Source organism: Falsibacillus albus (assembly GCF_003668575.1).
Taxonomy (GTDB): Bacteria; Bacillota; Bacilli; order Bacillales; family DSM-25281; genus Falsibacillus; species Falsibacillus albus.
Window position 1 is genome coordinate 173,069 of record NZ_RCVZ01000009.1, and the last position, 19,623, is coordinate 192,691.

The 19,623-nt window shown below is 44.9% G+C and carries 18 protein-coding genes and 1 pseudogene; 11 read left to right on the plus strand and 8 right to left on the minus strand.

From position 1 onward, the window contains the following. Window positions 1–199: 199 nt before the first annotated feature. The 3 genes from xylA (at window position 200) to D9X91_RS13985 (ending at window position 4,124) form a co-directional block, all read left to right on the plus strand. Complete coding sequence (gene xylA, locus D9X91_RS13975) at window positions 200–1,525, plus strand: xylose isomerase (protein WP_121681251.1); 1,326 nt, start codon at window positions 200–202, stop codon at window positions 1,523–1,525. Window positions 1,526–1,552: 27 nt separating this feature from the next. After that, window positions 1,553–3,052, plus strand: coding sequence for a xylulokinase (gene xylB / locus D9X91_RS13980; protein ID WP_121681252.1), 1,500 nt, complete (start codon window positions 1,553–1,555; stop codon window positions 3,050–3,052). Window positions 3,053–3,140: 88 nt separating this feature from the next. After that, a complete protein-coding gene (locus D9X91_RS13985) occupies window positions 3,141–4,124 on the plus strand; it encodes an aldo/keto reductase (RefSeq protein ID WP_121681253.1) in 984 nt (327 codons plus the stop codon). Between the two features lie 63 nt (window positions 4,125–4,187). Here D9X91_RS13985 and D9X91_RS13990 read toward each other — a convergent pair whose 3' ends face one another. Together D9X91_RS13990 and xylE are read right to left on the minus strand one after the other, a co-directional pair. Next, window positions 4,188–5,222 carry an aldose epimerase family protein gene (locus D9X91_RS13990; RefSeq protein ID WP_121681254.1) on the minus strand — a complete coding sequence of 345 codons (1,035 nt, stop codon included), beginning with the start codon at window positions 5,220–5,222 and terminating at the stop codon, window positions 4,188–4,190. 77 nt (window positions 5,223–5,299) lie between these two features. After that, window positions 5,300–6,724, minus strand: a pseudogene (gene xylE / locus D9X91_RS13995) (D-xylose transporter XylE); the annotation flags it as partial. A 285-nt stretch (window positions 6,725–7,009) separates the two neighbouring features. On the opposite strand from xylE, the gene D9X91_RS14000 reads away from it, so the two are divergent. Then, entirely contained in the window at window positions 7,010–7,318 is a 309-nt protein-coding gene (locus D9X91_RS14000) for a hypothetical protein (protein ID WP_199738113.1), read from the plus strand. A gap of 55 nt (window positions 7,319–7,373) precedes the next feature. On the opposite strand, the gene D9X91_RS14005 is transcribed toward D9X91_RS14000, so the two are convergent. After that, window positions 7,374–7,628 carry a SunI/YnzG family protein gene (locus tag D9X91_RS14005; protein WP_121681256.1) on the minus strand — a complete coding sequence of 85 codons (255 nt, stop codon included), beginning with the start codon at window positions 7,626–7,628 and terminating at the stop codon, window positions 7,374–7,376. Between the two features lie 185 nt (window positions 7,629–7,813). Here D9X91_RS14005 and D9X91_RS14010 point away from each other — a divergent pair, with 185 nt between their 5' ends. From D9X91_RS14010 to D9X91_RS14030, 5 genes are all read left to right on the plus strand, one after another. Continuing rightward, a complete protein-coding gene (locus D9X91_RS14010; protein ID WP_121681257.1) occupies window positions 7,814–8,251 on the plus strand; it encodes a MarR family winged helix-turn-helix transcriptional regulator in 438 nt (145 codons plus the stop codon). Next, window positions 8,248–9,060, plus strand: a complete 813-nt coding sequence (locus D9X91_RS14015; protein ID WP_121681258.1) for a class I SAM-dependent methyltransferase — start codon at window positions 8,248–8,250, stop codon at window positions 9,058–9,060. Before D9X91_RS14010 ends, D9X91_RS14015 begins: the two co-directional genes overlap by 4 nt. Window positions 9,061–9,723: 663 nt before the next feature. Beyond that, entirely contained in the window at window positions 9,724–11,631 is a 1,908-nt protein-coding gene (locus D9X91_RS14020; RefSeq protein ID WP_121681259.1) for a PTS mannitol transporter subunit IICBA, read from the plus strand. Window positions 11,632–11,846: 215 nt separating this feature from the next. Further along, the gene (locus D9X91_RS14025; RefSeq protein ID WP_121681260.1) at window positions 11,847–13,925 is read left to right on the plus strand and encodes a BglG family transcription antiterminator; all 2,079 of its coding nucleotides are present in this window, start codon (window positions 11,847–11,849) and stop codon (window positions 13,923–13,925) included. 5 nt (window positions 13,926–13,930) lie between these two features. Beyond that, window positions 13,931–15,070, plus strand: coding sequence for a mannitol-1-phosphate 5-dehydrogenase (locus tag D9X91_RS14030; RefSeq protein ID WP_121681261.1), 1,140 nt, complete (start codon window positions 13,931–13,933; stop codon window positions 15,068–15,070). 477 nt (window positions 15,071–15,547) lie between these two features. Here the strand turns inward: D9X91_RS14030 and D9X91_RS14040 are convergent, their stop codons facing one another. From D9X91_RS14040 to D9X91_RS14055, 4 genes are read right to left on the minus strand one after another with little or no spacing between them, the layout of a single operon-like run. Further along, complete coding sequence (locus tag D9X91_RS14040) at window positions 15,548–15,784, minus strand: hypothetical protein (protein ID WP_121681263.1); 237 nt, start codon at window positions 15,782–15,784, stop codon at window positions 15,548–15,550. Between the two features lie 24 nt (window positions 15,785–15,808). Then, window positions 15,809–16,399 carry an HAD-IA family hydrolase gene (locus D9X91_RS14045; RefSeq protein ID WP_121681264.1) on the minus strand — a complete coding sequence of 197 codons (591 nt, stop codon included), beginning with the start codon at window positions 16,397–16,399 and terminating at the stop codon, window positions 15,809–15,811. Between the two features lie 12 nt (window positions 16,400–16,411). Further along, window positions 16,412–16,966 (minus strand): GNAT family N-acetyltransferase, encoded by a 555-nt coding sequence (locus D9X91_RS14050; protein WP_121681265.1) that lies wholly within the window; start codon window positions 16,964–16,966, stop codon window positions 16,412–16,414. Between the two features lie 17 nt (window positions 16,967–16,983). Next, the gene (locus D9X91_RS14055) at window positions 16,984–17,367 is read right to left on the minus strand and encodes a hypothetical protein (protein WP_121681266.1); all 384 of its coding nucleotides are present in this window, start codon (window positions 17,365–17,367) and stop codon (window positions 16,984–16,986) included. Between the two features lie 421 nt (window positions 17,368–17,788). On the opposite strand from D9X91_RS14055, the gene D9X91_RS14060 reads away from it, so the two are divergent. After that, window positions 17,789–18,679, plus strand: coding sequence for a fructose bisphosphate aldolase (locus D9X91_RS14060; RefSeq protein WP_121681267.1), 891 nt, complete (start codon window positions 17,789–17,791; stop codon window positions 18,677–18,679). A gap of 100 nt (window positions 18,680–18,779) precedes the next feature. Beyond that, window positions 18,780–18,995, plus strand: coding sequence for a hypothetical protein (locus D9X91_RS22370; protein ID WP_148709078.1), 216 nt, complete (start codon window positions 18,780–18,782; stop codon window positions 18,993–18,995). Window positions 18,996–19,438: 443 nt separating this feature from the next. Here the strand turns inward: D9X91_RS22370 and D9X91_RS22895 are convergent. Then, the coding region (locus D9X91_RS22895) for a hypothetical protein (protein WP_233569798.1) at window positions 19,439–19,623 on the minus strand (185 nt) is incomplete at its 5' end.

Consider the following 19,623-nt stretch of genomic DNA (forward strand, 5'->3'; position numbering starts at 1 on the left):
ATCCCCCCTGTAAAACCTATAGATCTTGTACAATCACAACCTATTATACGTCATAAGATACCGTTTGACAGTCGTTCAGAAAAACTTTGTTCATTCAATGGACAAACTAATTATAGATTGCTATAATATCGTTGTAAGCATTTTCATTTACCTTTATCAACATAGAAAGCGGTACTAAAAAACCAAGGAGGAACGTTCAGTGGCTTATTTTGAAAATATCGATAAAATCAATTATGAAGGTTCAAAATCAACGAATCCATTTGCATTTAAATTTTATAATCCAAAGGAACAAATCGGCGGCAAGACAATGGAGGAAATCCTTCGTTTTGGCGTAGCTTACTGGCATACATTCACCATGGATGGTTCAGATCCATTCGGCAGCGGCACGATGGTCCGAACTTGGGATAAATATATCGGCATGGATTTAGCGAAAGCCCGCGTGGAGGCGGCTTTTGAATTGTTTGAAAAGCTTGACGTGCCATTCTTCTGCTTCCACGACGTAGATATTGCTCCAGAAGGTAGCAATTTAAGAGAAACGAATCAAAACCTCGATACAATTGTTAGTATGATCAAAGAATATATGAAAGACAGTAAAACAAAATTGCTCTGGAACACAGCAAATAACTTCACACACCCACGATTTGTCCATGGTGCTGCCACTTCCAATAACGCAGACGTCTTTGCGTATGCGGCAGCGAAAATTAAGAAGGGCTTGGAAATCGGGAAAGAACTAGGAGCAGAAAACTATGTATTCTGGGGCGGCCGCGAGGGGTATGAAACGCTTCTAAATACGGATATGAAGCTTGAATTAGATAACTTGGGAAGGTTCTTGAATATGGCAGTGGATTATGCAAAAGAAATCGGCTTCGATGCTCAATTCCTAATTGAACCAAAGCCAAAAGAGCCAACGACACATCAATATGATTTCGATGTTGCCACTGGCCTTGCCTTCTTGCATAGCTATGGTCTGAAAGATCACTTCAAATTCAATATTGAAGCAAACCATGCTACACTCGCTGGTCATACATTCGAACATGAACTTCATTACGCAAGGGTGAACAACATGCTTGGTTCAGTGGATGCCAATCAAGGTGATCCATTACTCGGCTGGGATACAGACGAATTCCCGACAGACTTATATTCTACAACTCTAGCCATGTATGAAATCCTTAAAAATGGCGGACTTGGCCGTGGCGGTCTTAATTTCGATGCCAAAGTACGCAGGGGTTCATTCGAGCCTGAAGATTTATTCCATGCCCATATCGCTGGAATGGACAGCTTTGCAGTCGGATTAAAAGTGGCGCAAAAACTCATCGATGATAAAGTGCTGGATGGTGTGATGGAAAATCGTTATAAGAGCTTCACTGAAGGCATCGGATTGGATATCGTCGAAGGGAAAACAAACTTCCACAAGCTTGAAGAGCATGCGCTGGTCCTGAATGAAATCAAGCATCAATCCGGACGTCTGGAAAAAATAAAAGCAACAATCAATCAATATTTGCTGCAAGCTTATGCTGGTGAATAAAGCAATCCTTGCAGAGGAGGTGCTTGAATGAAATATGTAATCGGTGTTGATTTGGGTACGAGTGCTGTCAAGATCCTGTTGGTGAATCAACATGGCGCGGTCGTTCAGGAAGTATCCAAAGATTACCCATTAATTCAAGAGAAAATGGGATATAGTGAGCAGGACCCCAACGTTTGGGTAGACCAAACGTTGGCGGGGCTGTCAGAACTGCTCGAGGGTTTTTCCGGAAAACGGGAAGAGATCGAAGGAATCAGCTTTTCCGGTCAAATGCACGGACTTGTATTGCTCGACGAAGATTATGATGTGCTTCGTCATGCCATCCTTTGGAACGACACGCGTACAACGGCAGAGTGCAAACAAATCTATGATTGCGTCGGAGAGGAACGATTGCTGGCAATCACAAAAAATCCTGCTTTAGAAGGCTTTACACTGCCTAAACTGCTTTGGGTGAAAAAACATGAACCGCAAATTTTTTCAAAGGCCAAGACGTTCTTGCTGCCGAAAGATTATCTGCGCTATAAACTTTCGGGCGAAATTCATATGGAATATTCCGATGCAGCTGGCACATTGCTGCTGGATATCGTTCAGAAGGAATGGAGCAAAGAAATTTGTGATCTGCTGGGGATAGATGTTGGTTTATGTCCTCCGCTAGTAGGTTCCCATGAGGTAGTCGGTACGATATCCTCAGATGCAGCCAAGGCTGTTGGTCTATCAGAATCGACCCGCGTCATCGCAGGAGGCGCCGATAATGCATGCGGTGCAATCGGATCCGGGATCCTTGAAGAGGGGAAAACGCTCTGTAGCATCGGGACATCCGGTGTCGTACTTTCCTATGAAAACAAGAGCGATAAGGATTTTGCAGGAAAGGTCCATTACTTTAATCATGGCGCACCTGATGCGTACTATACAATGGGGGTCACCCTTGCTGCAGGGTATAGCTTAAGCTGGTTCAAAAATGTCTTTGCCGAAAATGAGGCATTTGAAGAACTAGTGAAGGAAGTGAACACGGTTCCTGCCGGTTCCAATGGTCTTCTGTTTACCCCGTACGTTGTCGGGGAACGGACTCCACATGCAGATGCGTCCATTCGTGCCAGCTTTATCGGCATGGATAGCTCGCATCAACGGAAGGACTTTGTCCGGGCTGTCATGGAAGGCATCACGTTTTCACTGAATGAATCGATCGAGATTTTCAGAATGAATGGGAAAAGAATCGATACGATTGTTTCGACAGGCGGCGGAACAAAGAACGAAACCTGGCTCCAAATGCAAGCGGATGTCTTTAATGCCAAAATCGTAAAGTTGAAGAGCGAGCAAGGCCCAGGAATGGGAGCGGCGATGCTTGCTGCATACGGATGTGGATGGTTTACTTCCTTGAAGGAATGCGCGGATCAATTTCTCCAAGTCGAACAGGAATATATCCCGAATGATCAACATGTAGAAAAATATGGAAAATTGTTCATCCTTTACAAGGAAGTGTACAGTCATACCAAGGGCTTAAATGAAAAACTAAGAGAATATCGAAAGTAAGGTAAAAGGCTGCCAAAGAGAATCGACAGAAATGACTGATTCCACTCAGGCAGCCTTATTTAATTAAAAGAAAAAGGAGCTGAACAAATTGAAATATAACAAGCTTGGAAACACAGATTTGAAGATCAGTGAATTGAGTTTTGGAACATGGGCCATCGGGGGATCCTGGGGAAAACGTGATGATCATGAGGCATTGAAAGCATTGGAGTATGCCATGGATCACGGGGTGAATTTCTTCGATACGGCAGATGTGTATGGAGATGGGCATAGTGAAGAATTACTTGCCAAAGCCACAAAGGGGAAAGAATCCTCGGTTCAGGTCGCCACCAAATTTTGCAGGGCAGGAGACATCCATTCTCCTGAGACGTATTCAATGGAAAGCGTCCGGACTTTCTGTGAGAACAGTCTTAAGCGATTAAATAGGGAAGCGATCGATTTATACCAGATCCATTGTCCACCGATGGAGATCTTACGGAACGGCAAAGTATTTGAAGTGCTGGAAAAGCTGAAGGAAGAAGGGAAGATCCGTTATTACGGGGTGAGCGTCGAAACGGTGGAGGAGGGGGTTTTTTGTCTTGAACATAGCAATACAAGTGCACTTCAGGTCATCTTCAATCTCTTCCGGCAAAAGCCCTTGGATCGGTTATTTCCGCTGGCGAAGGAAAAAAACAAAGGTATTCTTGCTCGTGTCCCGCTCGCAAGCGGACTTTTAACCGGAAAATTCACGAAAGAATCCACCTTTGAACAAGATGATCACCGACAATTCAACCGGGATGGGGATGCCTTCAATGTGGGGGAAACGTTTGCTGGAATCGACTTTGCAAAGGGAGTGGAGCTGAGCAGAAAGCTTCAATGGATCGGACAGGACCGCGGCAACATGACAAGGGCGGCATTAAAGTGGATACTTGAACAAGATGCAGTGACGAGTGTCATTCCGGGGTTCAGAAATGTCAAACAGGTGGAGGACAACCTGAAGACGCTCCATGTAAAGGAATTCAGCCAAGATGAAAAGGAAATTTTGAAGAAATTCTATAACGAAGAAGTTCATGAACATATTCGAGGCGCCTATTAAGCCCTGAATAGAATCATGAAAAGAACTCCAGTAACATGCTGGAGTTCTTTTCATGAAAAAACATTATTCTGTAGTGAATCGAAAGACCGTTCGCTGATGGTAGGTTTCGCCGGGCTGCAATATCACACCAGGGAGCCCTTCATGGTGGAGGGAAGCGGGGGAGCTTTGGGTTTCAAAACAAACCCCGGCATGTTTAAAAGACGGTCCTTTCGCTAATGCCAAGCCGCTCGGCAAATTGTTCCCCGTGTAAAGGACCATTCCGGGCTGATCGGTTTCAATGGTGAGTACTCGACCATTCCGCTCATGTTTGGCAATCACGCTTTCCTGTTGAGTATGGTCGAAGAGAAAATAATGATCATAGCCTTGTCCAGCCACTTGATTTTGCTTCGTATCGGCAATGATGCCCTCATTCAATTTTTGCCCTTGAGAAAAATCAAAGGGGGTATTGAAAGCATCTACGACGGAACCGGTTGGAATGAGCTGTTCATCAAGCTCGAGAAAACGATGACTGTCCAGGATAACTTGATGATCATGAATAGGATCTTTCACGTTTCCGCTCAAATTGAAATAGGAATGATTCGTCATCGTAAAGAGAGTTGTTCTATCTGTTTTTCCTTCATACTCGACTATCAATTCATTCTCATTCGTGATCCGGTATGTAACAGCAGCCTCTATATTGCCAGGGTACCCTCCATCACCATCCTTGCTAAAATGTGAAAGTCTTATACCGATGGCGTCTTCTGACTGGAAAGACTCAGCCTCCCAAAGCACACGATGAAAGCCATGTGACGCTCCGTGCAAATGATTCGGCCCGTCATTTGCCTCCAGGCGATAAACAGTGCCCCCGATTTCAAAAGCGGCACCTTGAATCCTGCCCGCAACACGGCCGATAATGGCGCCAAAAAAATTGGTGTCATTTTCATAGTCGCGATAATCCTTATAGTCCAACACGATATTTTCCATCGTTCCTTCCCGGTCAGGGACAGTAATCTCTGTAATGATGCCCCCATAGTTCAAAACACTGACCTTTATTCCATGATCATTCCACAGGTTGAATTTCTTCCAACCGTTTGATAGCGACACTTCTTTCATTTGCATGTAATCACCCCAATATACATATTCACTTTAGAAAATGAAAGCACCTGTCTTTCAACAGATGCATCCCGATTAAATGGCTATACAGCTTTCGATTTCTTTTCTGCTGGAATACGCCATAGGTTTTCCATTTGTTCAAGGGATTGCCCTTTCGTCTCAGGGACAAACTTCCATACGAAGATGGCTGAAAGAACACTCATGATTCCATAAATGCTGTACGTAAAGCCCCCGCTGAATTCCATCATCATCGGATATGTGGAGGAAACGAGATAATTGGCAGCCCATTGTGCAGCAACTGCAAGGGCTACAGCCTGTCCGCGAATGCGGTTAGGGAAAATTTCAGAAATGAGCACCCAGCAAATCGGCCCCCAAGACATCATGAAAGAGGCGGTGTACACGATGATGAAAAGCAGTGTACTCATTCCGATGATGTTGAAAAATGCCAGTCCAGCGACACCGAACATTCCGACCGCCATGCCAATGGAACCGATCATCAACAACGGTTTCCGGCCCCATCTATCCACTGACATAATGGCAATGACCGTGAAGACAACATTGACCAATCCCATCACAATCGTCTGCAGCATAGAAGCATCTTTTGCCGCCCCCATACTTTCAAATATGCGCGGGGCATAATATAAAGCCACATTAATTCCTACAAACTGCTGAAAAATAGAGAGCAGGATCCCGATCATGATCACCGTTTTTCCATATGCAAACGTAGAAAGCTTCTCTGCTGAAATATTTACCGACTGCTTGATCTCACCCAAAATGGACTTGGCAGCTTTGGAACCATTGATTCTCGTTAAAACAGCCATCGCTTGATCATCTTTTTGATTTAACGTCAAGTAGCGTGGTGTCTCAGGGACAAACCCTAAAAAGATGCCGAATAATATGGCTGGAATCGATTCAGAAGCAAACATATACCGCCAGCCTACATCATTGATCCATTCCACGGAATGCCCTTTGGCGATCCCCCAATTGACAAAATAAACAACAAGCATGCCAAAGATAATGGCAAACTGGTTAAACGATACTAAGCGGCCCCGAATTCCTGCAGGCGCGATTTCTCCGATATAGATAGGAACGATGGCAGATGCCAATCCAACACCGATCCCACCGATGATCCGATAGAAATTAAATGCCAGCAATAACCCCATCGTAGGCTTGCCAGGAGTGAAAAATAAAAATTCAGGATAGGCAGACCCCAATGCAGAAGCTAAAAATAAGATAGCAGCAAGGATAAGAGACTTTTTACGACCGAATGCGGAAGAAAAATAACCTGAAATGATCCCTCCGACGATACACCCGATTAAGGCACTTGAAATCGTCGCTCCGTGTACGAAGGAGCTTAATCCAAGCCCTGTAATTAAATAGGCTTGCACAGATTCCTCGGCACCTGAAATGACAGCTGTATCATAGCCAAAGAGGAGCCCCCCAAGCGTGGCAACCAATGTAATTGAAAAAATGTAAAGTGAGCTTTTATTATTTGCCATGATGAAAAGAAAGAATTTCGACGTTTCACAAAGATAACGCTTTCATAAAGGTGAAAAAATTAAAGCGTTTCCAGTAAACTTGAAAATCTCTCCAATTCCCCTCCCTTTTAATCAATTTTGTTACTGAATATTAACTGAATTATAACAAAGACAATTTAGTTTGTCTAATGGATAAACTAAGTTTTTTGGATTTTCTAGTACCCCTGAGAGAAGATCAAAAGTTTGCCGTCCGTCGCAACCTTTTTGGCAGGAAAACGTAGGAATACTAAAGGGATATTTCAAAGGGGGAGAATGATGGAGAAACTACTATTTATTGGCGTGTTTTTTTTGATGCCCTTATATGCTGCGATGATCTGGTCTTACTTTTACCCTGAAGATAGTATTTTGGTTGGAAAGAGATGGATGTACGAAGAGGAACCGGAAGTTTCAAAAACGGCGATTCGGTACACTAAATTTTCATCCATAACGTTGATGATCGGATTGCCGATTGTGGTCATAAGCTTCCTTTTTAAAATATACATTCTAAGATTATCGGTCGTCATACTGCCATTGGTACTCATCATGGGGGCGCTTAAAATATATTCAGATGGATTGGAAAGGTAAAAGCTAACTGGAGACCTCAGTTAGCTTTTATTGTGTATTTTTTATTTGGCATACGTTAATTCATAAAAGATAAAATTTTTTCTTTCAAGTTGCTTTTACTGGTGAAAATAATATAGGTTTCTGATCTGGTTTTAATCACTACACGATTTGTGGTTCCATAGGGGAATCCAATTCTTATTGCTTCTTTATCTTCTCCGCCATATGTATCGTCATTCTGCACTTCTTTAATTTCGGATAAGGGTATGTCGATTTTACTTAGCTGCCACTTCATTTGCAGGTGTTGGCCATTTCTCGATACCTTTACTTCCATTTCGATCACTCCAGTCTTTATAAAACTATATACGTTAACTCCGAATAATAAGTTTCAGCCGATTTTCGGAAAGCCAGCATCCAATATTGGCTATATAGTAAACTAAAAATAACTTTTTTAGATTTTATCATAAAAATAAGAAGAAATTAGTCATATAATATTTACTTAATAGGAGGCTGATAGTGATGAAAGAAGCGATTGCCAAAGAATATGTCGCATTGATCCCGAATCTTTTCAGCAGCTTCAGTGAGTTGAATCAAGGTGTTGTTCAGCTATCCCACATACAGAATCATGTAGTGGAATATCTTTTCATGCAGCAGAAGGCATTGAATCTGAAGGATATCAGTGCGGGGCTGAATATCGCGAAGCAGCAGCTGAAGAATGTGATCAAGGAGCTGGAGGCTGACGAGTTTGTCATTAAAGAGCCCGATCCATACGATAAGCGCGCCGTGCTTGTGTCCTTGACGGCAAAAGGGAACGAGGTACAGGAGAAAAAATGGGCAGATATCTATGAAAAACTGAGCGGGAATATCACGAAATTAGATGAGGAGGAGCAGATCGACTTGCACTATGCCCTCCATAAAGTGAATGTACTATTGAAAAAGATGGAGGAGCGTCCATGAGGAATGGGCATAAAGTTCACCTGGAAAAAGAACAGGAAACCCTGTTGATCACCCTCCAAGCCAAGGCGCACGACAGCCGGTTGAAAAAGTCTATTCTGAACGACACAAAATCGGCGGAAATCCTTGGTCAAATCGACTATGACTTTGACAAATTCAATAGTTATGACAACGGCAATATCATGGTGGTCAGGGCAAAACAGCTGGATGCGTGGGTGGAGGATTTTCTGAAGCAGCATGGAGAAGCAGTCGTTCTGAACCTTGGATGCGGACTGGATACGCGGTTTTCCCGAATCAACCCAGGACCGAATGTAAGCTGGTACGATGTCGACTATCCAGAGGTCATCAACTTCCGTAAGCTATTCTATTCTGGGGAAGCGGGCTACGAAATGATAGAATCCTCCGTAACGGCAGATGGATGGATTGAACAGATGCCAAATGACAAGCCGACTTTGGTTATCGCGGAAGGCATCCTCGAATACTTGACGGAAGAAGAAGTCCAAACCTTGTTCAACCGGATTACCAATCATTTTTCACACGGGCAGATCGCGTTCGATGTGATGAACTCCTTTGCAATAAACGCTGGGAAGGAAAACTTGAAACAGCAGACAGGAGCGGAGCACAAATGGGCTGTAGACGATACGAGTCATGTCGATCAGCTGGATCGGAAATTTAAACGGCTGGCCGACATCTCAGTCTTTCAATCAAAGTATATGAAGAAGCTTTCGCCGAAATATCGATTGATGTATGGCGTGATGCGCATGATCCCGAACTTCCGCGATATGATCCGGTTGTTGAGGTATCGATTTTGATGAAAGTGTGTTGAAAGCAGGAGCCAGAAGGTTCTTGCTTTTTTAGCGCGCAACTTACAATTATTGCGTTTAAATTGGATTTTTTGCGCGATTTTTAGAATTATTGCGCTTAAAACCATTTTTTTGCGCCTAACTCTCTTTTTTTGCGTAAATCGCTCCGGCGTGACAGCTTCAATCATCAAAAACTGCCGGGGCATCCCGGCAGCTGGACAAATTAAAGATTGCCCGCTTTGGTTTTTGCGCGTTCGCGTCTAACCGAAATGAATTCATAGTTAAAATATCAGCCGATTTCCCCTGGATATCAGCCGAAATTTCGATATATCAGCCGATTTTAGTATTATAACAGCCGTTTTTTCCGATATATCAGCCAGTCGACAAATTTCATCAAATTCCGTCGTCCGTGAGACATCTCCTCACACTCAAAATCCCCGTCATCCGCACCCACCCCCTATACAACCTTCAATTTGTCCTTTCTGCCGGGCCCCGCCACGGCGGTTTCGCCCACTCCGCCTTAAGGAATAAGTCATAGTTCCGGAGAAACAATAGGTTTGTCGTGCGTGTCGTGACAAAGTTAGGTTTCATCGTTCTTGTATCCGGTATCATGGCTCACCTATCATTAGAGATGAGCAATTATGATGATTTTTATAAGAAAGGAAGAGGAACGTGGAACAATCTACTGTTAAAGTTAAAATACAAAAGTTCGGTAACTTCCTCAGCTCTATGGTGCTTCCGAATATCGGCGCCTTTATTGCGTGGGGATTGATTACGGCGTTATTCATTCCAACGGGATTCATCCCGAATAAACATCTAGCCGGATTAGTCGGGCCAATGGTTACGTATCTGCTGCCGCTCTTGATTGGGTACACAGGCGGTAAGCTTGTGCATGACCAGCGCGGGGCCGTGGTCGGTGCGATCGCGACAATGGGTGTCATTGTCGGGGCTCCTGATACACCGATGTTTTTAGGCGCGATGATCATGGGGCCATTGGGCGCAGTGGTCATTAAATTTTTCGATAAATGGATCGAAGGAAAAATAAGATCCGGATTTGAAATGCTCGTCAATAACTTCTCGGCTGGTATCATCGGTGGAGGACTTGCCATCTTGGCTTTTCTCGGAGTCGGTCCAGCGGTTGACGGATTCACGAATATTCTTGTTAAAGGTGTCGATTGGTTAGTCGGTGCAGGTTTATTGCCATTGACAAGTATCTTGATCGAACCTGCGAAAATTTTATTCTTAAACAATGCAATCAACCATGGTGTTCTTTCACCAATCGGGTTGGAGCAAGTGCAGCATGCTGGTAAATCTGTGTTGTTCTTATTGGAAGCGAATCCAGGACCTGGTCTTGGCGTCCTGTTGGCGTTCATGTTCTTTGGAAAAGGAACGGCGAAGCAATCGGCTCCAGGGGCAGCCATTATCCATTTCCTAGGCGGGATTCATGAAATTTACTTCCCATATGTATTGATGAAACCAATGCTGTTCATTTCCGTCATCCTTGGTGGAATGAGCGGTGTGTTTACACTAGTTATGCTGGGCGGAGGCTTGGTGTCACCGGCATCCCCGGGAAGCATCATCGCCATCGCGGCTGTTACGCCTCCTGAAGGAATGGTGTATGTCGCAAACTTTGCCGCAGTCATTGTCGCTGCAACTGTTTCATTCATCGTTTCCATGATCGTATTGAAATCAAGCAAGAATGATGAAGGCAGCATTGAAGATGCAGCACAGAAAATGCAAGAAATGAAAGGGAAGAAAAGCTCTGTCGCTGGACAGTTTAATAAAGGAACAATGCCGGATGAAGTCAACAAAATCGTCTTCGCATGCGATGCCGGAATGGGCTCCAGTGCGATGGGGGCGTCATTGCTTCGCAAGAAAGTAAAAGAAGCAGGATTGAACATCACGGTAACGAATACATCCATCAGCAACCTGCCATCCGATGCACAGATCGTCATCACGCAGGAAAAATTGACGCCGCGTGCGAAAAACAAATTGCCTGATGCGTATCACATCTCAGTTGATAACTTCCTTTCAAGCCCTGAGTACGATAAGCTGATCGGCAGCCTGCAAAATGACATCACGGAAGAGCAGGATGAGCTTGTGGAAACGGCTGAAACAGAAGCGGTCGGTACAGAGCCGAACGCAGATCAAGACGACGATTTACTATTAGAAGAAAACATTTTTATCGGCAAGCAATTCGCAACGAAGGAAGACGCGATCCGATTTGCCGGTGAAGCGTTGGTCAAAGCGGGCTACGTGGAAGACAGCTATGTCGATGCCATGCTTGAGCGTGAAGGAATCACCACGACTTACATGGGCAACAATGTCTCAATCCCGCATGGAACAGAAGAAGCGAAGAAGGCGGTCATCAAATCCGGATTCACGGTCGTCCAAGTGCCAAATGGCGTGGACTTCGACGGGGAACAGGCGAAATTGATCTTCGGCATCGCCGGAAAAGACGGCACACACCTTGAGATCCTATCAAGCATCGCAGTCATCTGTTCAGAGCAAGACAACGTCGACAAAATGGTTCAAGCGAAAACCGCGAAAGAACTGAAAGATATCATCAATAGCAACTAAAGAACCAACGCCCGAAAGGTACAACTCTTGCCTTTCGGGTTTAGGTGTTCTTATACTGAAAAAAAAAGTCAAAAGTATGATGAAACCATTTTATTTGTAAGGATTGGAGCAGCAGGTGCGAGACTCCGGAGGGATCAGCGGGACAGGTGAGCCCCCTCGGAAAGCGAACCGATTCCCCTGCCATTAACATTACACTGGAAAGAGAGGTGGAAAGCATGTTCATTACATCAAGGGAAAAAGCGATCATCGAACTGATTGTCAAAACATCCGGGAAACATACCGTCCACTCTCTTTCTGCTTATTTGAACGTCAGCGGCAGGACCATCCAACGAAACCTGAAGTCCATCGAAGGGATCCTGGCGCAGCATCAATTACAGTTGAAGCGCACCCCGAATGATGGCCTTTTTATCGAAGGAAAGAACGAAAATATATACAGGCTCATTCAGCATTTGGCGGAATCAAGCCCTACGGATGAGACCCCTGAAGAGCGAAAGCTGAATCTGCTGATCACACTGTTGCATGAGGGACCTTCCTTCAAGCAGCAAGTGCTCGCCCATCAGCTGGGGATCAGTGTCACCACACTGGCGGCACACCTCGATGAACTGGCCGATTGGCTTGATAAATTCAGCATCACCCTGACGCGTAAAAGAGGCGTAGGGGTGGAGCTGGTCGCTGATGAAGCGAGCAAACGTCATGCCCTCGCAAGCTTTTTCCTTGTTTATTTTTACGAGGACATCATCGAAAGCTTATATTTGCTGCAAAAAGGCGATGCAATCGAACAGCCTGTGCTCGGCTATTTCAAGCCTGACTGTTTGTCGGCTGTTTACCAAATTGTCGATCAACATTTGGCAAAAGCTCAGTTGAACCTCGTCGACAGTGACTACATCGGACTCGTTGTGCACATCTGTTTGACGATCCAGCGGACTGCAAATGACTTTCTCATGACCGAGACAAATGATGTGGAAAATCAGTACACGAACGAATACAGGCTGATGAAAGAAATGTGCCGGGAACTTGAAGAGCGGCTGTCTGTCAACATGACCGACGGGGATATCAACGAATTGACGGTCATCTTGAAGGGGTCCAAAATACAGGATCCCAATGCAGTTTACTACGATAGCATCTTCCTCGGCCATTTGATCAAAAAAGTGGTCAAGGATGTATCAGAGAAGCTGAATGTCGATCTAACGGACGACTTCTCCCTATTCCAAGGCTTGCTTGCACATATGGGGCCATCCATCTTCAGGCTGCAGCAGCAGATGGAGCTGTTCAATCCGTTGACCGATGAAATCAAAGAGAAATATCCCGTCCTCTTTTTAGCGGTGAAAAAGAGCCTCGAAACCGAGTTCAAGGATGTTCATTTTCCGGAAGCAGAGGTCGCTTATATCGTCCTTCATTTTGGCTCGGCCCTTCTCATGAATGAGGAAAAAGTGAAGATCGATGCCGTGGTCGTCTGTCCGACCGGGATCGGCGCCTCCAAGATGCTGGCAAGCCGCATTCAGAAAGAGCTGAAGATGATCAGCAACGTGGATATCTTTTCGATTTCCGATTTTCGATCCGCTGACCTGAGCAGCTATGATATCGTCATTTCAACGGTGCGGCTGCCATTCACGGATGTCGATTATATCCTGGTCAACCCGCTGTTGAGCGAAAAGGATATCGGCATTATCCAGGATTATTTGCAAAATAATGTTGAAAAAATCACAAGGAAAAAGTACTTGAAGGGAGCACCGAGGGAGTCCGGCGGCAAGGAGCGGACAGAGGTAAGAGGCCTCCTGAAGGAAATCAAAGAGGTCCATGCAAGCATCGAATCGATCCTCGATCATTTCCGTGTTTACCGGAAGCCGTCCGCTGAAAGCCATCTCCACGTTTTGGAGGAAATGGTCCATCAGGCTGAAGCAGATGGGCTGGTCAAAAATCCCGATGCCGTCATGGGTCAGCTCGTCGAAAGGGAAGAAAAAGGCGGACTCGGAATTCCAAATACGCACATGGGGCTGTTCCACTGTCGGGATGCCAATGTCCAGAAGCTGGTGTTCCAGGCGGCTCATTTAGACAAGCCATGCGTCATCAAGGGGATGGACGGCAAGGATCAAGAAATAAGAAGCCTCCTGTTGATGATCGCACCCGAAAATTTAAGCACGAGGGAGCAGGAAATCCTGAGCCTGATTAGCACAAGCCTGATCGAAAACCACGTATCGATGATGATATTTTCTTCTTCGAACGAATCGATGATTTATAAAAAACTTGAAGATCTTTTTCTCGATTACTTACAAAATAACTTGATAAAGGACTGATCACGATGAAAAAAACCATTCATTTTGGAGCAGGAAATATAGGCAGAGGATTTATCGGGGCATTGTTCGCCCAATCCAGCTATCATGTCACCTTTGTCGACATTGCCGAGCAAGTCATTAACAAGCTGAATGAAGAAGGCACCTATCAGGTTAAATTAGCAACGGAAAAAAGCGAATCTGAAACGATCACAAATGTGTCAGGATTGAATAACCTTCATCAGGAAGGAGAAGTCATTGACGCCATCGGCGAAGCGACTTACCTGACAACGGCGATCGGGCCGAACATCCTGCCAAGGATCGCACCTCTTATTGCCAAAGGCATCGAAAAGCGCATCGCTGCAACCGATGTACCTTTATATGTCATCGCTTGCGAAAACCAAATCGGGGCGACGGATATTTTGAAAAAACATATCCTCGAGAACCTTTCTGAAGACGCGAAGACTGGATTGGAAGGGAAAGTCTTCTTCTTCAACTCAGCGGTTGACCGCATCGTGCCGATCCAGGACCAAAGTTCATTGGATGTACTTGTTGAGCCATACTACGAGTGGGTGGTAGAAACAACGGAAGAAATCCCGCACGTCGAAGGGATGAGCATCGTCGAAGATCTCGCACCATTCATCGAACGCAAGCTGTTCACGGTAAACACCGGCCATGCCGTCATTGCCTACCTCGGATACCTGCAAGGGAAATCCACGATCGACGAAACATTGGCAGACGAAGCCATTGCAAAACAGGTGAAGTCAACGCTTGAAGAAACCGGTGCATACCTTGTGAAGCAATACGGCCTCAATGCAAAAGAGCATTTGGCGTATATCGAGAAAAACATCGAGCGCTTCAAAAATGCCTACCTGAATGATGGAGTCACTAGGGTAGGACGTGCACCAAAGCGCAAACTAGGTCCAGACGACAGATTGATCCGCCCGACAACGCAAGCACAAAAAGCCGGCTTGGCCTACTCCAACCTGGCAAAAGCCATCGCAGCAGCGTTGCTGTTCGACAACCCTGAGGATCAGGAAGCCGTCGAAATCCAAAACATGATCAAAGAAAACGGCGTGGCTTACGTCTTGAAAGAAGTAAGCGGCCTGGAAGAAAACAGCCCGATCACGGAAAAAGTGATCGAGCAGTATGAAGTTTTAAAAGGGTAAATGAGATTTGAAAAAGCTGGCGAGGAATTCCTCGCCAGCTTTTTTTTGTCGATCATCAGGTTTTTGTGTTCGGGTCGTTTACGAATCGCGAGTTCTCGTGCCCGAAACAACGGAGCAAGGGAGGGGCAAAAGGGAACGAGGAGCAGGTTCTTGTGCCCGAATCGGAGCGGGGGAGGACCAAAAGGGAACGAGGAGCAGGTCCTCGTTCCCGAAACGGAGCGATGGAGGGACAAAAGGGAACGCGGCGCGAGTTCTCGTTCCCAAAACGGAGCAAAGGAGAACCAAACGGGAACAAAGAACCTGTTTTCTTTCCATAAGAAATGGAAACAGGACGCTCCCAAGGGTATCGTCCTGTTCGAAATGGTTTAGTTTGAACTAATTGAAAGTCCACGTAGATAAATACCTTAGCTCTTTCTCACCATGCCCCTCGGAAAGCGAGCCTCCTTCCGCGGAAATCAACCTTGCACAAATCCTAATTTATAAATCAAATATCCTCATCCCCAGCAACAAGACTGAACAAACTGTTCCGATTACAAGCAATAAGGAAACTTTCCTGTTCTCCTTTTTTGCATCCAATAAACGCCCGAAAAAGGAGATGACAATGACAATCTGCAAGATGATCCACACATAAGCCGTTTCACCGATTGAAGCAAGATAAATCAATAAACCTGCCAAAAGAATGATCCATACCCATCTCAAAATCCCCTTGTTCATAGGACACCTCCATAAATATGTAAGTTACCGTCTCCCTGCCTTTTGAATCAGAGATGGGATATTTTTAAGGAAAAACTCCGAGTAGTCCTGTATATGATAGTCCGCTGCATCACTCTTCCCTTGAAACATGCACGTTGTAATCCCTAATTCCTTGGCTGGCAGCAGATCCAATTCACGATCCCCGATTGCCAAATCGATTCCATGCAGATCATGCAGGTGCCGGTAAGAGGCTGCATGCGGTTTACGCGGGAAGCCATCGTCAATGGTCACCATGTCAGCAAAATATTTTTCCCAGCCGAAGTAGTTTAAAATGGCAACGACCCCGGCTCGATGCTTATGTGTCATGATGACATTTTTATCAGCAAACTTCAAAACCTCCTCGACATGATCAAACGGCTTCATATCCTTTGGTGCCAGCTGGTTGTTTAATGTATTGATCTCTTCTATTTGTTCATCCGAAAAATTGTAGTAGTCAATCGCGTGCGAGAACGAAACCTTCAGCTTATCATAGATTTCCTGTTCATCCGCGCCGTCACCCAAAACGTGGGCGAGTACTTTCGTGTACGCCGGATAAGTGTTAAATAATGTTCCATCAAAATCCCACAAAATATTCATGTCATCATCCTTTTATTCAGTGTGATGAGGATTAACCATCCCATATAAAACAAGGTCTTCAAAGACGCCGTTTTTGTAAATGTGGTCCTTCAGCGTACCTTCATATATCATGCCGCATTTCTCCATAATCCGTCCCGATGCAGGATTCGATTTGAAATAGCGGGCATAGACACGATGAAAATCCTTTTCGCTAAAAACAAATTCGATCATGGCTTTCGCTGCCTCTGTACCAAAATCATTTCCCCAATATTCTTCACCAATCCAGTAAGCGATCTCTCCATGTTTGTGCTGCTTTTGATGGGAAGCAGCAATCGCCCCATATAACTGTCCGCTTTCCTTATTAGTGATGGCGAATTCATATTTACGGTCGGCTTCAAAGTTCTCCTCATGAGTGGCGATCCATGAAAGGGCGCACTCCAACGGATAGGGGTAGGGCAGATGAAGCGTACTTTTATAGATATTGTAATTGTTGCACATATCAGTGACATTCTCGGCATCCGAGTCATTGAATGGACGCAAGAGCAAACGGTCCGTTTCGATCGTTCGTTTTGTTTTACTGAAGAGCATCGTTTTCACCCCCATTCTTAATCCAATAACAAATTCAAAATCTTTTCTGTTTGTTTTTTGTTGACTTTGAAGTAGCCATCCTTCGCATCACTTTTTATAAGCGACGTATGGGTACCGAAATCTTTATGAATCGTTAATTTTTCTGTCGGTTTGTCTTTGTAGGATAAATGAATGTTGTAGGTGGGCTGCACGGCAAGCTTATAAACGGTATACGGTTCATGGTCTGCTCGGTTCAGGATCCCAGTAATGGATGAGATTTTTCCATGATCCATCGTGGTCTTGGAATGATCGTCTTTCTGTATCGAAATGCTCTCGATACCTGAGAAACCATTATAAAGACACGCATAGTCAATGAGGCATAAAAGGGAAGCAAAAACGACCATGATTATATATCTTCTCACCAAACTCCCCCTCAGGAAAATTTATCCTTATTTTACCACAAACAAAAATATGCAGGTACAGATAATAAGAAAGTTTTATTGAATGAAAGGCTACTTATGGGGAGCTGAATATAAAATGAAGGGGGTTTTAGAAAAATTTTTGGCCAGAGGATGCAAGAGAGGGAGATTTCTTTAAAGAATAAAGAGCTCGAATAGGATATCAGCCGAAATTTCAATATATCGGCCATTAGACAAATTACGGAAAATTTCGCATGACACCGTTGCCAAGCCTATGAAGATGATGAGGAAGTTACCCCAAAAGACCAAATCATGTAAGCCATATGTGTTGGCAGTCGACCGCCGCTTTAGATAAAATGGTGTTAACAACTTGGATATAAGGGGAACAGTATAGGTAGATTCGAAACCAAAAGGAGTGGATCACATGAACAACAGTCAATTCGACAAAATGAAGAACGGTAAAGGATTTATCGCGGCGCTTGACCAAAGCGGCGGCAGCACACCGAAAGCATTGGCAGCATACGGCGTACCTGAAGATGCCTATTCGAATGAGGACGAAATGTTTGATAAGGTCCATGAAATGCGGACAAGGATCATCACGTCCCCATCCTTCAGCCAGGATAAAATCCTTGGCGTCATCTTATTCGAACAGACGATGGACCGTGAAATCCAAGGGCAGTATACTGCGGATTACCTTGCTGAAAAAGGCATTGTCCCATTCTTAAAAGTCGATAAAGGATTGGCGGAGCAGGAAAATGGTGTTCAGCTCATGAAACCGAATCCCGATTTGGACGAGACGCTGCGCCGTGCCAATGAACGGAACATCTTCGGAACGAAAATGCGCTCGGTCATCCATGAGGCGAATGCTGGCGGCATCAAGGAAGTCGTCGACCAGCAGTTTGAAATCGGCAAACGAATCATCGCGGCCGATCTGGTTCCGATCATCGAACCGGAAGTCAATATCCATAGTGCGGATAAAGAAAAATCCGAAGAAATTCTTCGGGACGAAATCCTCAAACATCTGAACGAACTATCAGAAGATCAAAATGTCATGCTGAAGCTCTCGATTCCAACGAAAGCGAATGCGTATAAAGAATTAGTCGAGCATCCGCGCGTCGTGCGGGTCGTTGCGCTTTCAGGCGGCTACTCCCGAGAAGAAGCAAATGAAAAGCTGAAAGAAAATGATGGCGTGATCGCGAGCTTCTCCCGTGCATTGGCTTCAGACCTGAATGCCAGCCAGTCGGATGAAGAGTTCGATGCAGCATTGAAGAGCGCAATCGACACGATTTACGATGCATCGGTCAATAAAAAATAATACAGATTTAAAAATAATGATGGGCACTAGACTAACACTCTAGTGCCCATCGTTTATTAATAAACAACTAACGATAGTGAAAATCTGATGCCCGTCGCGAGTGCCAATCCGTAATAAAGGGAATCAGAAAGCGAATCTGATGCCCGTCGCAAAGCAAAAAGATAATAAAGGGAACCAGAAAGGGGATCTGATGCCCGTCACGAGGCAAAAGTTAAATAAAGGGAATCAGAAAGGGAATCTGATGCCCGTCACGAGGCAAAAACAAAATAAAGGGAATCAGAAAGGGGATCTGATGCCCGTCACGAGGCAAAATTGAAATAAAGGGAATCAGAAAGGGGATCTGATGCCCATCGCGAGGCAAAATTGAAATAAAGGGAATCAGAAAGGGGATCTGATGCCCATCGCGAGGCAAAATTGAAATAAAGGGAATCAGAAAGGGGATCTGATGCCCATCGCGAGGCAAAATTGAAATAAAGGGAATCAGAAAGGGGATCTGATGCCCATCGCGAGGCAAAATTGAAATAAAGGGAATCAGAAAGGGGATCTGATGCCCATCGCGAGGCAAAATTGAAATAAAGGGAATCAGAAAGGGGATCTGATGCCCATCGCGAGGCAAAATTGAAATAAAGGGAATCAGAAAGGGGATCTGATGCCCATCGCGAGTGCCAATCCGTAATAAAGGGAACCAGAAAGCCAATCTTGTCCCCGTCGCGAGGCAAAATTGAAATAAAGGGAATCAGAAAGGGGATCTCATGCCCGTCACGAGGCAAAATTGAAATAAAGGGAATCAGAAAGGGGATCTGATGCCCGTCGCGAGTGCCAATCCGTAATAAAGGGAACCAGAAAGCCAATCTTGTCCCCGTCGTGAAGCAAAATTGAAATAAAGGGAATCAGAAAGGGGATCTGATGCCCGTCACAAGGCAAAATTGAAATAAAGGGAATCA